12 protein-coding genes are annotated in these 16,384 nt (G+C 60.1%); 5 read left to right on the forward strand and 7 right to left on the reverse strand.

Going from position 1 to position 16,384, the window contains the following annotated elements; translation table 11 throughout:
* Positions 1–298: 298 nt before the first annotated feature.
* Positions 299–1,588 carry an urea ABC transporter substrate-binding protein gene (gene urtA / locus EPK99_RS09960; RefSeq protein WP_128442867.1) on the reverse strand — a complete coding sequence of 430 codons (1,290 nt, stop codon included), beginning with the start codon at positions 1,586–1,588 and terminating at the stop codon, positions 299–301.
* A gap of 192 nt (positions 1,589–1,780) precedes the next feature.
* Here urtA and EPK99_RS09965 point away from each other — a divergent pair, with 192 nt between their 5' ends.
* Entirely contained in the window at positions 1,781–3,442 is a 1,662-nt protein-coding gene (locus EPK99_RS09965) for an alpha-amylase family protein (RefSeq protein ID WP_128442868.1), read from the forward strand.
* Between the two features lie 99 nt (positions 3,443–3,541).
* Positions 3,542–4,816 carry an MFS transporter gene (locus EPK99_RS09970; RefSeq protein WP_128442869.1) on the forward strand — a complete coding sequence of 425 codons (1,275 nt, stop codon included), beginning with the start codon at positions 3,542–3,544 and terminating at the stop codon, positions 4,814–4,816.
* 43 nt (positions 4,817–4,859) lie between these two features.
* On the opposite strand, the gene olsC is transcribed toward EPK99_RS09970, so the two are convergent.
* Positions 4,860–5,681, reverse strand: a complete 822-nt coding sequence (olsC, locus tag EPK99_RS09975) for an ornithine lipid ester-linked acyl 2-hydroxylase OlsC (protein ID WP_245582383.1) — start codon at positions 5,679–5,681, stop codon at positions 4,860–4,862.
* Positions 5,682–5,979: 298 nt separating this feature from the next.
* Here olsC and EPK99_RS09980 point away from each other — a divergent pair, with 298 nt between their 5' ends.
* The 3 genes from EPK99_RS09980 (at position 5,980) to EPK99_RS09990 (ending at position 11,631) form a co-directional block, all read left to right on the forward strand.
* The gene (locus EPK99_RS09980; RefSeq protein ID WP_128442871.1) at positions 5,980–9,366 is read left to right on the forward strand and encodes a hybrid sensor histidine kinase/response regulator; all 3,387 of its coding nucleotides are present in this window, start codon (positions 5,980–5,982) and stop codon (positions 9,364–9,366) included.
* Complete coding sequence (locus EPK99_RS09985; RefSeq protein ID WP_128442872.1) at positions 9,359–10,282, forward strand: response regulator transcription factor; 924 nt, start codon at positions 9,359–9,361, stop codon at positions 10,280–10,282. The genes EPK99_RS09980 and EPK99_RS09985 overlap by 8 nt, the downstream gene beginning before the upstream one ends.
* A gap of 131 nt (positions 10,283–10,413) precedes the next feature.
* Entirely contained in the window at positions 10,414–11,631 is a 1,218-nt protein-coding gene (locus tag EPK99_RS09990; RefSeq protein ID WP_128442873.1) for a hypothetical protein, read from the forward strand.
* Between the two features lie 122 nt (positions 11,632–11,753).
* Here EPK99_RS09990 and EPK99_RS09995 read toward each other — a convergent pair whose 3' ends face one another.
* The 5 genes from EPK99_RS09995 to livM form a co-directional block, all read right to left on the reverse strand.
* Positions 11,754–12,881, reverse strand: a complete 1,128-nt coding sequence (locus tag EPK99_RS09995; RefSeq protein ID WP_128442874.1) for a branched-chain amino acid ABC transporter substrate-binding protein — start codon at positions 12,879–12,881, stop codon at positions 11,754–11,756.
* A gap of 138 nt (positions 12,882–13,019) precedes the next feature.
* Positions 13,020–13,373 (reverse strand): DUF6867 family protein, encoded by a 354-nt coding sequence (locus EPK99_RS10000; protein ID WP_128442875.1) that lies wholly within the window; start codon positions 13,371–13,373, stop codon positions 13,020–13,022.
* A gap of 39 nt (positions 13,374–13,412) precedes the next feature.
* On the reverse strand, positions 13,413–14,141 hold the full coding sequence (locus EPK99_RS10005) for an ABC transporter ATP-binding protein (RefSeq protein WP_128442876.1): 729 nt from the start codon (positions 14,139–14,141) through the stop codon (positions 13,413–13,415).
* Positions 14,141–15,007: an ABC transporter ATP-binding protein gene (locus EPK99_RS10010; RefSeq protein WP_128442877.1), complete on the reverse strand. Its 867-nt coding sequence runs from the start codon at positions 15,005–15,007 to the stop codon at positions 14,141–14,143. The genes EPK99_RS10005 and EPK99_RS10010 overlap by 1 nt, the downstream gene beginning before the upstream one ends.
* Positions 15,007–16,359 carry a high-affinity branched-chain amino acid ABC transporter permease LivM gene (gene livM, locus EPK99_RS10015; protein ID WP_425374195.1) on the reverse strand — a complete coding sequence of 451 codons (1,353 nt, stop codon included), beginning with the start codon at positions 16,357–16,359 and terminating at the stop codon, positions 15,007–15,009. Before livM ends, EPK99_RS10010 begins: the two co-directional genes overlap by 1 nt.
* Between the last annotated feature and the right edge of the window lie 25 nt (positions 16,360–16,384).

Here is a 16,384-nt window from a genome sequence, read left to right on the forward strand (position 1 = left end):
AAGCGTGTCGCGATCTTTCAGATTCGCTCCTCACACTTTAAGTCTTTGGTTCGTCGCATGTCGTTATCGCAAAACCGCTGCACACTTTTGCGCGACATGCTGTAGCGTCATTGATCGATAGCGGCGGTTCGCAGTCGGCAAGGCCAGAGTGTGGCTTCACCCCCTCTGGCCTGCCGGCCATCTCCCCCACAAGGGGGGAGAAAACTTGCGGCAACCGCCTGCCTTAACTGAGCTTCGGCGGATCGGCTAGGTTAAGCCCTCCCCCTTGTGGGGAGGGTGGGGAGGGGTTTCCCTCCGATTACATGCCCTTGCCGCCGCACTTGCCGGAAGCGACGTTGAAGTTGCCGCAGGACATCGGCTTGCGCCAGTCGGAGATCAGGTTCTTCGAGTCGGGCAGATAGTCGGACCATTCGTCGCCGACGACCTGGGCCGTCTGCTGAACGATGTCGAACTGGCCGTCCGCCTGGATTTCACCGATCAGCACCGGCTTGGTGATGTGGTGGTTCGGCATCACGGTGGCGTAACCGCCCGACAGGTTCGGCACGGATACGCCGATGATCGCGTCGAGAACGGCGTCGGTCTTGGTGGTTCCGGCAGCCTCGACAGCCTTCACCCAGGCGTTGAAGCCGATATAGGCAGCTTCCATCGGGTCGTTGGTCACGCGCTTCGGGTTCTTGGTGAAGGTCTTCCATTCCTTGATGAACTCGGCGTTGATCGGCGCGTCGACGGACTGGAAGTAGTTCCAGGCGGCGAGATGGCCGACCAGCGGCTTGGTGTCGAGACCGGCAAGCTCTTCTTCACCGACCGAGAAGGCGACGACCGGAATGTCCTTCGCCTTGATGCCCTGGTTGCCGAGTTCCTTGTAGAACGGAACGTTGGCATCGCCATTGATGGTCGAGACGACGGCGGTCTTCTTGCCGGCCGAGCCGAAGGACTTGATCTTCGACACTTCCGTCTGCCAGTCGGAGAAGCCGAACGGCGTGTAGTTGATCAGGATATCGCTTTCGGCGACACCCTTCGACATCAGGTAGGCCTTGAGGATCTTGTTGGTCGTCTGCGGATAGACGTAGTCGGTGCCTTCCAGAACCCAGCGCTTCACGCCTTCGTTGTCGGCAAGGTAATCGACCGCCGGGATCGCCTGCTGGTTCGGAGCGGCACCGGTGTAGAAGATGTTGCGCGAGGACTCTTCACCCTCGTATTGGACCGGGTAGAACAGGATCGAGTTCAGCTCTTCGAAAACCGGCAGGACCGACTTGCGCGACGACGAAGTCCAGCAACCGAAAACGGCAGCAACCTTGTCCTGGCTGATCAGCTGGCGGGCCTTTTCGGCAAACAGCGGCCAGTCGGAGGCCGGATCGACGACGACGGCTTCGAGCTTCTTGCCGAGAAGACCGCCCTTCTTGTTCTGCTCCTCGATGAGCATCAGCATGACGTCCTTCAACGTCGTTTCCGAAATCGCCATGGTGCCCGAAAGCGAATGCAGCACGCCGACCTTGATCGTGTCGTCTGCAGCGTAAGCGCCGGAAAGCGCCGTCGTGGACATGACGGCAGCAAGCAATGCGCCGCCCAGTTTTGCCTTGAAAGCCATTGGTGAACCCCTCTTCTCGTTCTTGCGCAACCGAGACCTTAACCGTTGCTTAAGGGACTATCGGTCGCGGCGGGACGAAACCACATACGCAGAATGACGTAAGTGAGGGGGAGAACCGGGAAGGGCGCGCCTGGAACAATTCCGGCCTTTGTGGATTGCCTCCCCGATCCGCAACCGGCCCAGGAGCAATCCGTGATCAACGATCTCTGGTACAAGAATGCCGTCGTCTACTGCCTTTCCGTCGAAACCTTCATGGATGCCAATGGCGACGGGGTCGGCGACTTTCAGGGACTGCAGCGACGGCTCGATTATCTGGCCGGTCTTGGCGTCACGGCCATTTGGCTCATGCCCTTCCAGACATCGCCGGATCGCGACGATGGCTATGACGTCTCCGATTACTACAACGTCAACCCGCGTTACGGCACGCTCGGCGACTTCGTGGAGTTCACCCATGGCGCCAAGCAGCGCGGCATCCGCGTGCTGATCGACCTCGTGGTCAACCATACCTCGGACGAACATCCCTGGTTCCAGGACGCCCGCAGCAATCCGGACTCCCGGTATCGCGACTGGTATCTCTGGTCGGACAAGAAGCCGGCCAATGCCGACGAGGGCATGGTTTTCCCGGGCGTTCAGAAGAGCACCTGGACCTACGACGAAAAGGCGAAGCAATATTATTTTCACCGGTTCTACGATTTCCAGCCGGACCTCAACACCGCCAATCCGCATGTGCAGGCTGAACTCCTCAAGATCATGGGCTTCTGGATCCAGCTCGGCGTGGCAGGCTTCCGCATGGATGCGGTGCCGTTCGTGATCGCCGAAAAGGGTGCCGAGGTTACGAAGCCGAAAGAGCAGTACGACATGCTGCGGATGTTCCGCGAATTCCTGCAGTGGCGGCTGGGCGACAGCATCATCCTTGCCGAAGCCAATGTCGTGCCGAAAGAGAACCTCAACTACTTCGGCGAGGACGGCGAGCGCATGCAGATGATGTTCAACTTCCACGTCAACCAGGCGCTGTTCTATGCGCTTGCAAGCGCAGACGGCCGCCCCCTGACCAAGGCGATCACCGACACGATGAGCCGGCCGCAGACGGCGCAATGGGGCATGTTCTTGCGCAATCATGACGAACTCGATCTTGGCCGCCTGTCGGAAAAACAGCGCCAGACCGTATTTTCGGAATTCGGGCCGGACAAATCCATGCAGCTTTATGATCGCGGCATCCGGCGGCGTCTGGCGCCGATGCTCAAGGGCGACCGCCGCCGGTTGGAGCTTGCCTATAGCCTGATGTTCTCGCTGCCGGGCACGCCAGTCATCCGCTACGGCGACGAAATCGGCATGGGCGACGACCTCTCGCTGCCGGAGCGCAATTGTGCCCGCACGCCTATGCAGTGGTCAACAGAGCCGCAGGGCGGCTTCAGCAAGAACGAAAAGCCGGTTCTTCCTGTCATCAGCGGCGGCGCCTTCGGCTTCGAGCACACCAATGTCGCCCAGCAGCGGCGCGACCCGAACTCCATGCTGAACTGGATGGAACGCCTGATCCGCATGCGCAAGGAAGCGCCGGAAATCGGTTGGGGCGATTGCGTGCCGCTCGATACCGGCGACAAGGGCGTGCTGGCGCTGCGCTACGACTGGCGGGAAAACTCCGTCCTCGTGGTCCACAACCTCAACCCCACCCCGGTGGAGGTCGAGTTCGACGTAGGCCTCGATGACGATGGAGCAACGCTGATCGATATCGTCGATGACGGCAGCAGCCAGGCGCAGAAGAATGGCAAGCATAAACTGCTGCTGGATGCCTACGCCTATCGCTGGTTCCGCGTTGGCGGCCTGGACTATCTCCTCAAGCGACGCGAGATCTGAAGCGCGGCTGGAACTGGCCAGAATCCATTTGTGCATCGGTGCGACGATATTGCCTTTGCGGGTCGGCCCTGATCTCTTGTTCTGGAAAGGAGTCAGGGCATGCAGGAAAAACTCGGGCGGAACTATTGGGCGCTATTGTCCGCGAATGCGGTCTCCAACCTCGGTGACGGCATCGGCACCGTGGCATGGCCCTGGATCGCATCGTTGATGACCCGCGATCCCGTCGCAATCGCTTTGGTCGCTGTCGCGTTTCGCCTTCCCTGGCTTCTCTTCAGCTTGCCGGCCGGCGTCATCACAGACCGGTTCGATCGCCGTCGCCTTGTGATCGCCATGGATGCCTTCCGCTGCGGCATGCTTTTGGCATTGGGTCTGGCCGTATTCCTGACGACCCCAATAGAGGCGTCCGTGGGTGGCTCGCCGCCAACTGCTTCTCTCTACTGGTTCCTTCTCGGCTCGGCTTTGGTGGTCGGCTTTGCGGAAGTCCTTCGGGACAATGCGGCCCAGACCCTCATGCCTGCCATAGTGCCACCATCCCGGCTGGAAGCGGCAAATGGCAGGCTATGGAGCGTGGAGGTCTTGGGGAATTCGCTTATCGGGCCGCCACTCGCGGGCATTCTGCTGGCGCTCGCCTTGCCGCTGTCCTTTTTTGCGAATGGCGCAGGCTTTGCGGCCTCTGCGATCATGATCTATTCGATCCGCGGCAGTTTCACGCCCGCCAAGGTGGATAAACGCCAGCATTGGGCGGTAGAAATGCGCGATGGTGCGCGCTTCCTCTGGCGCAACACACTGCTACGCGACATGGCGCTCGGCCTCGGCGTGCTCAATGCCATGGATTTCATGATGAGGGCCGCGCTCGTGCTCTATGCACAGGAGGTCTTACAGCTGTCTTCAGCTGAATTCGGCCTCCTGCTCACGGCGGGCGCGGTGGGCGGCATTGCCGGAGGGCTATGCTCGGGAATAGTCGTCAAACAGGTCGGCTCGGGCGGGGCGCTCCGCCTGACGCTCGCAGCCATCTGCCTGCAACTCGCAGTCATCGCCGTTTGGGCCAACGCTGCGCCTGTTTTCGTCGTGCTTGTGATCGGCGAATTCATGGGCATGATCTGGAATACGGTGACCGTCAGCCTGCGGCAGCGCCAAGTGCCGGGCCACATGCTCGGGCGAGTCAACAGCGTCTACCGCTTCTTCGGCTGGGGCACGATTCCGATCGGCATTGCCTTTTCGGGCATCATCGTCAACGCTTCGGAGAGTTCGTTGGGAAGAGAGGCGGCGCTCGGCATGCCCTTCGCGGTCGGAGCCGTCGCAATGGCTGTCGTTACCGTCCTACTCTGGCGGCGCCTGTCCGACAGGGCGTTGAACAACGCCGCATTCGAATAGGATGAGAGGAAGCCGGCTCGGACGCCGGCCACCCTGAACCGCTCTAATTCGGGCGGTTGCGAAGCGCTTCAGCTTCCGCGTAGAACTTCTTTTCCCATTCCTTGTGGTTGTCGAGACCTTCGCGGATGAACGGCGTGAAGATCGCCATGTGCATCAGCAGCCAGTTGACCAGCCGTGCCGGGAAATTGAGCGGCTTGACGAAATCCACGAACAGGACGACGCGAGTCTTGTCCGTGTGGTTCCACGCTTCGTGCTCGAAGGCGTCGTCGAAGATCAGGACCTTGCCTTCTTCCCAGTGGCAGACTTGGTCCTTGACGCGAATGGCGAGCTCGTCGCCCTGATGATCGGGCACGATCAGCCCGAGATGCAGGCGCAGCACGCCGTTGTAAGGGCCGCGATGAGCCGGCAAGTGCTTGCCCGGCTCGAAGATGGAGAACATCACTGTCGTCAGCCCCGGAATCTTCTGCATGGCGTTCCATGTGTCCGGGCAGGCCTTAATGTTCTGCTCCGATTTCACACCGAAGCCGAGCAGGAAGAAGGTCTTCCAGCCATTGTCGCTGGAAATCGTTTTCACATCCGTCGAGATGTCTTGGAAGGTCGGAAGCTCGTCCTTGCGAACGAGGATCCGGTCGAGTTCGGCGCGGATGGCGGGCGCCGCCTTTTCCACCTCGGCGGACCAGGGGAAGGTCGCGTTGTCGTAGACTGGCGGGTTGCCGAGCTTTGCGTGCTTGAAATTCAGGTGCTCCGCCCAGGCGACAATGCCCATGAAGAAGCGGGTCACACGGCTTGGCCGCTCCATCGGCGCAATGCCGCTGGTGCCAAAGGTCTGATCATGTTGAGATGTGGTAGAGGATGACGGTTCCACGAGAATGTGCCTGACAAGAATGGTTGATCTGCTGCGAACGCGGGCCCGGCTTGCTCCACCCGCCTGGCACGCTCTCTTCATTGCGCACCGGTCATGAGCATGCAAGCGTCTTTGTCATAGATGTGACACAAGAAAACAAATATGTGACTGACGCACTCCAGATAACCGAATGTGTGGTCGCCGCCAAGATTTCTGGGTGGCAAGCTGTATCGTACCAACAGCAGACTTGCAAAATACCCCGCCGCAATTGAAACTGCCCAAACTAAAGTCTCTCCTCCAAAGGCGCTAGTTTTTAGGCATGGCCGCGCGGCAACGCATCATTCCCATTCGTCGAGAGTATAATCGCTGGGTCGCCAACCAGACACTGGAGGATTACGCCCTCCGGTTCACAGCCAAAAGCGCTCGCCGCTTTTCCTCGAGCCGCATCTCGCAGACCGCGATTGGCGCCATCTCCTTCCTGGCCCTTGAGGCGATTGGCGGCGCCATCACCCTCTCTTACGGCACGACCAATGCCATCTTCGCCATCGTCGCCGCCGCCATTGCCATGCTGGTGATCGGCCTGCCGATCAGCCGCTATGCCATCCGCCACGGGGTGGATATCGATCTGCTGACCCGCGGCGCTAGCTTCGGCTATATCGGCTCCACCGTGACATCGCTGATCTATGCCAGCTTCACCTTCATGCTGTTTGCCATCGAAGCCTCGATCATGACCGGAGCGCTGGATCTCGCTTTCGGGGTGCCACCGGCTGTCGGCTATGTCATCAGCGCCGCGGTGGTCATCCCGCTGGTGATCTACGGCGTGCAGCTCATCTCGCGTTTCCAGCTTCTGACCCAGCCATTCTGGATCGTCCTCAACATCCTGCCATTCATCTTCATCGCCTTCTCCGACTGGGAGAAATTCGATCTCTGGCGCGCCTTTGCCGGCGTCAATCATTCCAATGCCCAAGTGGGTGGCGCGGCTCCTTTCGATCTGGTGGAGTTCGGCGCCGCCTCGGCGGTGATCCTGGCCCTGATGCCGCAGATCGGTGAGCAGGTGGACTTTCTCCGCTTTTTGCCCGCTGAAGGCGTGCGGCACTGGCGGCACCGGCTGATGGTGTTCCTGGCCGGTCCCGGCTGGGTGATCGTCGGCGTACCCAAGCTGCTGGCGGGCTCCTTCCTGGCGGTGTTGACGCTCTCGACGGCCGTGCCGGTTCGGGAAGCTGGCGATCCCGCTCACATGTATCTGGCCGCCTTCGGCTACATGATCCCCAACGACCGGGCAGCAATGCTGCTGATGGTGGCCTTCGTCGTCGTGTCGCAGCTCAAGATCAATGTCATGAACGCCTATGCCGGGTCGCTGGCCTGGTCGAACTTCTTTTCCCGTCTTACCCACAGCCATCCGGGCCGGGTCGTCTGGCTGGTCTTCAACGTGGTGATAGCCCTGCTCCTGATGGAACTTGGCATCTACCGGCTATTGGAAGCCACGCTCGGTATCTTCTCCATCGTCGCCATGGCCTGGCTTTGTACTATCTCGGCCGATCTCTTCGTCAACAAGCCGCTCGGGCTCTCGCCGGAAGGGATAGAGTTCAAGCGCGCCCATCTTTACGACATCAACCCGGTGGGTCTTGGTTCGCTCTTCGGCTCTGCCGGCTTGGCGCTTGCGGCCCATTTCGGCCTGTTCGGACCGCTCATGGCGTCCATGGCCACCTATGTGACGTTGAGCGCCTTCGTTATATCGCCCGCAATTGCCGCAGTGACGCGCGGCAAGTTCTATCTCGCCCGCAAGCCGCGCCAGAGCTGGAAGACGTTAGGCTCGATCAATTGTTCCATTTGCGAGCATCCCTTCGAGTACGAGGACATGGCATGGTGCCCCGCCTATGCGGCGCCCATCTGCTCGCTCTGCTGTTCGCTCGACAGCCGTTGTCACGACATGTGCAAGCCGCATGCGCGGCTCAATTCGCAGGTGGGCGTTGTCGCAGCTGCCGTCCTGCCACAGAGCGTGCTCGACCGCCTAACGAGCCGACTTGGACGCTATGGGATCACCGCCGTTCTCGGCATCTCGGCCATAGGCGCGATCCTCTCCATGATCGCCTACCAGGTGGGCCAGGCGACACCCGCCAATGCGGAGGTCATCTACCAGACCATTCTCATCGTCTTCTTCGTCTTCGCCATCCTGGCCGGCATCGTTTCCTGGTTCTACGTGCTGGCACATGACAGCCGCGTCGTGGCGGAGGAGGAATCCTCCCGGCAGAACACGCTGCTGCTGAAGGAAATCTCCGCCCACAAGAAAACGGATGCGGCCCTGCAGCAGGCAAAGGAAACGGCGGAGTCCGCCAACCGCGCCAAGAGCCGCTATGTCGTCGGCTTGAGCCACGAATTGCGCACGCCGCTGAACGCCGTCATGGGCTATGCCCAGATCCTGGAACGCGACGAAACCATCCCTGCCCCGCGGCAATCGGCGATCAAGGTCATCCGCCGATCCGCCGACCATCTCTCGGGGCTGATCGACGGTCTTCTCGACATATCCAAGATCGAGGCCGGTCGGCTTCAGGTCTATTCGAACGAGATCAACATCCAGGATTTCCTCGACCAGATCGTCGAGTTGTTCAGCCTTCAAGCGCATGCCAAGGGCCTTGTCTTCGAGCATGAGCGGGCGCCCGCCCTGCCGCAATATGTCCGCACGGACGAGAAACGGCTGCGGCAGATCCTCGTCAACCTGCTCTCCAACGCCATCAAGTTCACCGATGAAGGTAAGGTTCGGTTCGATGTGGCCTATCGCAGCCAAGTCGCCACCTTCACGGTGACGGATACCGGCTACGGGATTGCGGAAAAGGATCTCGGGCGGATCTACGAGCCTTTCCAACGGGGCGACGCCGATGGGGTAGCTGCAAGGCCAGGCCTCGGGCTTGGGCTCACCATCACCCAATTGCTCACCAATACGCTGGGGGGAGAAATCAGTGTCACAAGTACAAGGGGGGAAGGGTCCGTCTTCAAGGTCCGGCTGATGCTCTCGGCGGTGGAACGCCCGAACACGGCACCGGCGCCTGAACGCAAGATCGTCTCCTACAGCGGCCCCCAGCGTACCATCGTCGTGGTGGACGACAACGAAGACCACCGCGACCTGATGCGCGAGATCCTGTCGCCGATGGATTTCGTCGTGCTCACTGCCGCCAGTGGACCGGACTGCATCACGCTGATCGAAGGCGTGAAGCCGGACCTTTTCCTCGTCGATATCTCCATGCCCGGCATGAACGGCTGGCAACTGGTGTCGAGGCTCCGTGATATCGGACAGACCGCCCCAATCATCATGCTGTCGGCAAACATTGGCGATGGTGGCAAGGCCAATTTCGGCGACGAGGGGCACAGCGACACCATCTCGAAGCCCGTAGAATTCCGCCGTCTCGCCGACAAGCTGGCCGTTCATCTCGGCCTCGCCTGGGTCTATGAAGATGAGGCCATCGTTCCCGCGCCCCAACGTTCGCAAGGAGCCGTCAGAAGCCCCGGCGCCAGTCACGTGCAGGACTTGTTGCGGCTGGGCGAAATCGGCTATGTGCGCGGCATAGAAGCCAAGCTTGCCGATCTTGCCAAGGATGAGGCCCATCGTCCCTTCACGGAAGAGGTGGGTGCCTATGTGCAGGCCTTTGACCTTTCCGGCTACATGAAATACCTGACGAGCCTGGAAACGGAGGCGACGATCGATGGCTGAAGCTGCTCTGCCGCGCGATATCGTCCTTCTTGTGGACGATAGTCCGGAAGCGCTGGGTTTCCTGACCGAAGCACTCGAAAAAAACGGGTTCTCCGTCCTGATCGCGACGTCAGGGCAAGCTGCACTCAACATCGTCGAACGCATCACGCCCGATCTCATTCTGCTCGATGCCGTCATGCCCGGGATGGATGGGTTCGAAGCCTGCCGCAAGCTGAAGGCCAATGCCGCCGTCGCGCCGGTTCCCGTGATCTTCATGACCGGCCTCACCGAAACCGAGCACGTGGTGAATGCGCTGGATTCGGGCGGCGTGGACTACCTGACGAAACCCATCAACATCGATGAGCTCCGGGCGCGCATCCGGGTGCACCTTTCCAATGCCCGTTCGGCGCAAAGCGCGCGTGTCGCTCTGGATGCAGCCGGTCGTCATCTTCTGGCGGTGAAGGGAAGCGGCGGAATTCATTGGTCCACGCCGCAGGCGACCCGGCTTATCAACGCGGCAACCAACAGTGACGACGGCCTCGGCATGGTAACCCGCCGGATCGGGCAATGGATGCTCGATCGTGACAAGCCCGGCTTTGCTCGCGATGCCTCCTTCACCCTCAGTGAAGGCGGCGAAGCCAATCTCCAGTTCACCTATCTCGGCGCAATCGGCGCCGACGAGTACCTGTTTCGGGTTGCGGCCGCCAACAAGCGCGCCGACGATGAAGTGTTGCGACGGCATTTTCCGCTGACCATGAGAGAGTCGGAAGTGCTGCTCTGGATCGCCAAGGGCAAGTCCAACCGCGATATCGGCGAGATCCTCGGCCTGTCCTCCCGCACCGTGAACAAACATCTGGAACAGATATACGTGAAGCTTGGCGTCGAGAACCGCGCATCGGCGGCGGTGAAGGCGGCTCATGTGCTGCATAGCGAGTAGCTTTGGCCGGTCTGGACCCGATGCAGTCACGGATTGCCGATCTGTCGTCACTGGCCTATATCGTGACCACCGGTTGATCCTTCGTAAAGGACAGTCATCCGAGGCAGCCAGGGCGGTGCAAAATTTCAACGATGACCAGACCGCTTGCGCCAGCCACCGGCTTGCAGCCACCTCATCCTGACGGCACCCGCCTCATCGGCAGGAGGGTGGTGTTGCACTTTCCAGGGTTCGAACCGCTCGACGCCGGGCTGCACCACGCCCGCTATCAGCGTGTTGCGATCCAGAGCGGAAGGACCTGGGGGCTGGATCTGAAAGTCGGGCCTCTCTCTACCCACAGATCCGCCGCCTATTTCGACATCTCCTGTCTGAGCGGACAGACCTGCACCGAAACCCGCTTTCACATTTTCGACCATGCCGCACTGGTCTCCACCTTGACCGGCAGGACGCTGCTGACACGCATCGTCTCCGGGTTCTACAGTGCTGGCCGCGTCATCCTCTCAGCGGGCATGACCGGGTATTTTCGCCATGCCTGGCGGTTCGGCCTGTTCTTTGTCTTTCCGTTTCTGCTTGTGGCGCTGTCGGTCCTTGTCACCCTTTGCCTTGCCACCCTGCCCATCACGCTCCGGATGGATGCCTGGAACTATCTCTGGAGCCTTCCGCTTGCACTCGCCTTCGTCCGTTATGCGGTCATGCCCGTGACTGCGCGGCTGCACACGCTGCATCTGTTTGCAGACTGGGATCTGGCGATTGCCATGGCCAACCTCGATCGGCCCGATGTCGATCGATGGCTGGCAGCCTGCGTTGCCGGCGTTCGCAAAGCCATGGAGGAAGAGGCGGATGAATATGTCATCAGCTCCCACAGCATGGGATCGACGATCGCAGCGCATGTCATCGGCGAGCTTCTTGAAGAAGACCCGGACGCCTTCAAGGGCAAGCAGGTGATCTTCGCCACGCTGGGCGGTGCCATCCTGCAATGCGCGCTGCTGCGTCCAGCCTCCCGGTTGCGCCAGCGGGTAGGACTGATTGCCCGAACGCGCCAGGTGTTCTGGCTGGAGATACAGTGCCTGACCGATTGCGTGAATTTCTACAAGAGCCGTGTCGTCAGCCTGACCGGCCATCCAGATGCGCCTCAGGCGAAAAATGCCTTCATCCGCGTCAAGAACATGCTGTCCGCGGAGCGCTACAAACGCATCAGATATGACATCCTGCGCGTACACCGCCAGTATGTGCTTGATACCGAAAAGCAATCCAACTTCGATTTCACGCTGATGACCGCCGGCCCCTTGCCGGCTGCGCGGTTCGCCGATTTCTCTCCGCGCGACCTTGCAAGTGGCGGTGACGCCGAGTGATCGGCGGCGGCACTAAGTGGTTATGCGACCTGGCACAATTTCTCCCGCGTTGCGACCCTGAAACGCAGAAAGCCCGGCGCGAGGCCGGGCTTTCCGATTGTATTGCCTGAAGCCTTTGAGGCTTATATGCCCTGCGGGAAGTAGCTGTACTTGCCGTCTGGGCCCTTCTTCCATTCGTACATGATGTAGCCGGGAAGCTTCGGGTCGCCCTTGGCGTCGAAGGCCATGTCGCCGAGAACGGTCTTGAACGGACCCTTTGCATGCAGCGTCTTGGCTACGGCTTCCGCATCATCTGCACTGCCGGTCGCCTTGATGCCTTCCGCGATCACCTGAACGGCCGCGTAGGAATAGAGCGTGTAGGCCTCCGGGTTGAAGCCGGCAGCCTTGAACTTGGCAACCAGATCCTTGTTTTCAGGACGCAGCGTCGGGTCGGGACCGAAGGTGTTGAGCGTGCCTTCAACGGCATCGCCGGCGATCGAGGCGAGTTCGTTGGAGACGATGCCGTCACCGGAGACCAGCGTAGCCTTGAGACCGGCGTCCTTGGCCTGGCGGATGATCAAGCCAGCTTCCGTGTGGAGGCCGCCCCAGTAGATGATCGAAACACCGGCTTCCTTCATCTTGGAGATGAGGGCGGAGAAGTCCTTGTCGCCGACATTGACGCCTTCGTGGATGACTTCCTTCATGCCGAAGGCATTATAGGCCTTCTTGGTTTCGTCGGCGAGACCCTGACCATAAGGGGTCTTGTCGTCGATGATGGCGACCTTCTTGTCCTTGAACTTTTCAGCAAGGTATTTGCCGGCAACGCCGCCCTGCTGGTCGTCGCGGCCGCAAGTGCGGAAGACGTTCCAGAGGCCGCGGTCGGTGAAGACCGGGTTGGTTGCAGCCGGCGTGATTTCCAGCATGCCGTTTTCAGCGTAAACTTCCTGAGAAGCCGGGATGGACACGCCGGAGTTGAAGTGGCCGACCACGTACTTTACGCCGTCGGACGCAAACTTGTTGGCGACCGAAATGCCCTGCTTCGGGTCGGAAACGTCATCGCCGAGAACGATCTTGATCTTTTCCCCATTGATGCCGCCAGCTGCATTGATGTCTGCAGCAGCCTGCTCGGCACCCTTCTGGAGCTGTGCGCCGAATGCGGCGTTCGGACCCGTGAGAGGGCCGCCGACGGCGATAACGACGTCGGCCCATGCGCTGCCGCTGAAGGCGACGAGCGCCGTCAGCGCAACGGCCGAAAGAAGAGTTTTCTTCATGATTTACTCCCAGTTTTTTAGGGTGAGTAGTTCTTCAAGATCCACCGCAACACTCACCACGATTGCGTTAGAAAACTGTTCCACTCTTGGTTCGTATATTCGACCCAGGACCAATCTGAGGTTAGAAAAGCCCTGCTGTCAATGTTTGTTCTTCCAGGAGAAGATCGAGGTCGGCTCATAGAGCCAGTAGTAGTTCTGCACCATTTGCCGCGTCCTGCGAATGCGGAAACCAGCCATGGAAAAGATCAGCAGCAGCACAGAATCGACGACATAATAGAAGGCGTCGATGAACGGCCCCTGGAACAGCGCGTAGTGCAGGAAGCGCATGGCGACGGCAAGCAGCAGCGTATAGACGACGACCGCCACATAACCGCTCCAGCCTTCTGCCGCAGCCTTGCCGGCCCGCCATGCCGTCCAGAAGCCGAGGATCAGCACAAGGACGCGGAGAAACAGCCGCACACCGCTGTCGCTTTCGAAAAACAGGCCCTGCATGTCATCGCCCTCCGGCCGTAAAGATGAAAGACGCCGCGCTCAATGCCGGCCCCCTTCGAGATAGGCTGCCCGGACTTCCGGATTGGCAAGCAATTCCCTACCCGAACCGCTCATCGTCACCTTGCCGTTGACCATGACATAGGCGCGGTCGGACAGTTTGAGAGCGGCAAATGCGTTCTGCTCGACAAGGAAAACCGTGAGGCCCTCTTCCTGGTTAAGCTTTTTGATCGCTGCGAAAATGCCCTTGACGATCAGCGGCGCGAGGCCGAGCGACGGCTCGTCGAGAAGCAGGAGCTTCGGGCGGGCCATCAGCGCGCGGCCGATCGACAGCATCTGCTGCTCGCCGCCCGAAAGTGTGCCGCCACGCTGGCTTTGCCGCTCCTTTAGCCGCGGAAACAGGGTGAAGATCTTTTCGACGTCTTCCTTGAAATATTTCAGGTTATCGAGACCTGCACCCATCTGCAGGTTCTCATAGACGGTCATCCGCGGAAAAATGCGACGGCCTTCCGGAGACTGCGCGATACGCTTGCGCGCAATCAGATGGGTCGGCAGCTTGGTGATGTCTTCGCCGTCGAAAATCACGGATCCGACGCGCGCCTGCGGACTGCCGCAGATTGTCATCATCAAAGTGGACTTGCCGGCGCCGTTGGCGCCGATCAGGCTGACGATCTCGCCCTTGTCGACGGAGATATCCACGCCCGCAAGCGCACGGATATTTCCGTAATAGGTCTCGACGCCCTGTACTTTCAGAAGGGTTTCACCGGCCATCAATGGTGCCCTCCTTCCAGTTCTACCGCAATCACTTCATCCACCTCGTCATCCTCTACGCCGAGATAGGCCGCAATCACCTTCGGGTCGTTCTTCACATGGTCCGGCGTACCGTCGGAAATCTTCTGCCCGTATTCCAGCACCACGACATGGTCCGAAATCTCCATCACCACCGACATGTCGTGTTCGATCAAAAGGATCGATACGCCCTCGTCGCGGATGGAATGCAGCAGCGTATTCAGTGCCGCAGATTCCCTTGGATTGAGGCCGGCCGCCGGCTCGTCGAGGCAGAGAAGTTCCGGTCCCGTGCACATGGCACGGGCGATCTCCAGGCGGCGCTGAGCACCATAAGGGAGGTCACCGGCCGGATCGTCGGCACGATCGGTGAGATCCGCCTTGTCCAGCCAATATTTCGCCTTCTCTATCGAGGCGTCCACGGCCTTGCGATAGGTCGGCAAGCCTAAGAGACCAAGGATGGTATAGCCCGATGCCTTCATCAGCACATTGTGCTGGGCGACCAGCAGGTTTTCCAGAACGGTCAGACCGGAGAAGAGGCGGATGTTCTGGAAGGTACGGGCGACGCCGCCCACCTTGTTGATCTCGAAGTCACGCAGGCGCTCCAGCAACAATTCCTTGCCGTTTTTGCGCGCCAGCGTGATCATGCCCATGGTGGGCTTGTAAAAGCCGGTGATGCAGTTGAACACCGTGGTCTTGCCGGCCCCATTGGGGCCGATCAGGGCGGTGATCTCGCCTCGGCGGGCCTCAAAGGAGAAGTCGTTGATGGCCATCAGGCCGCCGAACTTCATCGAAAGGTGCTCGACCTTCAGAATCGTATCTTTTGTCATCGTAACTGTTCCGGATGCCATCAGCCGTGGCCTTCCTTGGTAAAGCTTCCGGAGACGGAGCGCCTTTCCTTGAGGAAGGCAGTCGGCTCGCGCGTACCCACGAAACCGCGGGGCTTGAACAACATGACGATGACCATCGCCAGGCCGAACAGCAGCATGCGGTAGAGTTCCGGCGTAAAGTCGGGACCGAAGACGACCTTCAGGAAGGACATTTCGCGCAGGATTTCTGTTCCGCCGACCATGACGGCAGCAGCGATCGCGATGCCCGTCAGCGAGCCCATGCCGCCGAGAACGACAATGGCAAGGATGACGGCCGATTCCAGGAAGACGAAGCTTTCCGGCGAGACAAAGCCCTGCCGGCTGGCAAAGAAGGCGCCGGCGAAGCCGCCGAACATGGCGCCGGTTGCAAAAGCCGTGAGCTTGGTCGTGACCGTATCGATGCCGAGCGAACGGCAGGCGATTTCGTCCTCGCGCAGCGCTTCCCATGCACGCCCGATGGGCATGCGGCGCAGGCGGATGGTGACATAGGCCGTCAGCATGCAGAGCGCCAGGATGATGTAGAACAGGAAGATCTTGTAGTAGACCGACGATGCCGACAGGCCCCAGGCTTTGACGAAATTGTTCGGTGCGCCGGTGTCGAAGGACCAGATGCCGAAGAATGTCGCCTTCGGAATGCCGGCGATACCGAATGTACCCTTGGTAACGTCCGTCCAGTTGATCAGCACCAGCCGGATGATTTCGCCGAAGGCAAGCGTCACGATCGCGAGATAATCGCCTCGCAGGCGCAGTACCGGGAAGCCCAGCATGATGCCCCAGAGCGCTGCGAAGATGCCGGACAGCGGCAGCAGGATCCAGAACGAAAAGCCGAAATGCGACGACAGCAGCGCGTAGGAATAGGCACCGACGGCGTAGAAGGCCACATAACCCAGGTCGAGCAGGCCGGCGAGACCGACAACGATGTTGAGACCCCAGGCCAGCATCACATAGATGAGAATCTGGATGCCGAAATTGTCGACATATTTCAACGAGCCCTGCTTGCCGACGATCAGCAGCGACAGGAAGGGATAAACGAGCAGCAGCACAAGCGCGAACTTGAGGAAATGCCGACGCAGGAAGCCCTTCTTCTCGGAAACATCGAGAAGCCCGTCCTTGGCCTTGTTCAGCTTGCGCTGGTCGATATGCGGCTTGATGAAGGCGACGGTGACGAAGCGCCCGACCGCTGCGACGATCACGAAGATCGCGAGCAAGCCCCAGCGGGTGCGCCAGACGAGCGCGTTGTTGATGTCCTGATAGGTCTCGATCCCGACGAAGAGCAGGAACATCAGGAAGGCGACGACGCCTGCGAAGATGCCTTCGCGTAGCGCCTTGCCCATGACGGCCTGGTTGCCGGCTGCAGAA

Origin of the sequence: Neorhizobium lilium (genome assembly GCF_004053875.1) — a bacterium.
GTDB classification, from domain to species: domain Bacteria; phylum Pseudomonadota; class Alphaproteobacteria; order Rhizobiales; family Rhizobiaceae; genus Neorhizobium; species Neorhizobium lilii.

Bases quoted from the DNA above. Each gene is read 5' to 3' on its own strand.
- EPK99_RS09990 (WP_128442873.1), top strand. From the start codon at position 10,414: ATGACCAGACCGCTTGCGCCAGCCACCGGCTTGCAGCCACCTCATCCT.
- EPK99_RS10000 (WP_128442875.1), bottom strand. From the start codon at position 13,373: ATGCAGGGCCTGTTTTTCGAAAGCGACAGCGGTGTGCGGCTGTTTCTC.
- EPK99_RS09970 (WP_128442869.1), top strand. From the start codon at position 3,542: ATGCAGGAAAAACTCGGGCGGAACTATTGGGCGCTATTGTCCGCGAAT.
- livM (WP_425374195.1), bottom strand. From the start codon at position 16,359: ATGGGCAAGGCGCTACGCGAAGGCATCTTCGCAGGCGTCGTCGCCTTC.
- urtA (WP_128442867.1), bottom strand. From the start codon at position 1,588: ATGGCTTTCAAGGCAAAACTGGGCGGCGCATTGCTTGCTGCCGTCATG.
- EPK99_RS09980 (WP_128442871.1), top strand. From the start codon at position 5,980: ATGGCCGCGCGGCAACGCATCATTCCCATTCGTCGAGAGTATAATCGC.
- EPK99_RS09985 (WP_128442872.1), top strand. From the start codon at position 9,359: ATGGCTGAAGCTGCTCTGCCGCGCGATATCGTCCTTCTTGTGGACGAT.
- EPK99_RS09995 (WP_128442874.1), bottom strand. From the start codon at position 12,881: ATGAAGAAAACTCTTCTTTCGGCCGTTGCGCTGACGGCGCTCGTCGCC.
- EPK99_RS10010 (WP_128442877.1), bottom strand. From the start codon at position 15,007: ATGGCATCCGGAACAGTTACGATGACAAAAGATACGATTCTGAAGGTC.
- EPK99_RS10005 (WP_128442876.1), bottom strand. From the start codon at position 14,141: ATGGCCGGTGAAACCCTTCTGAAAGTACAGGGCGTCGAGACCTATTAC.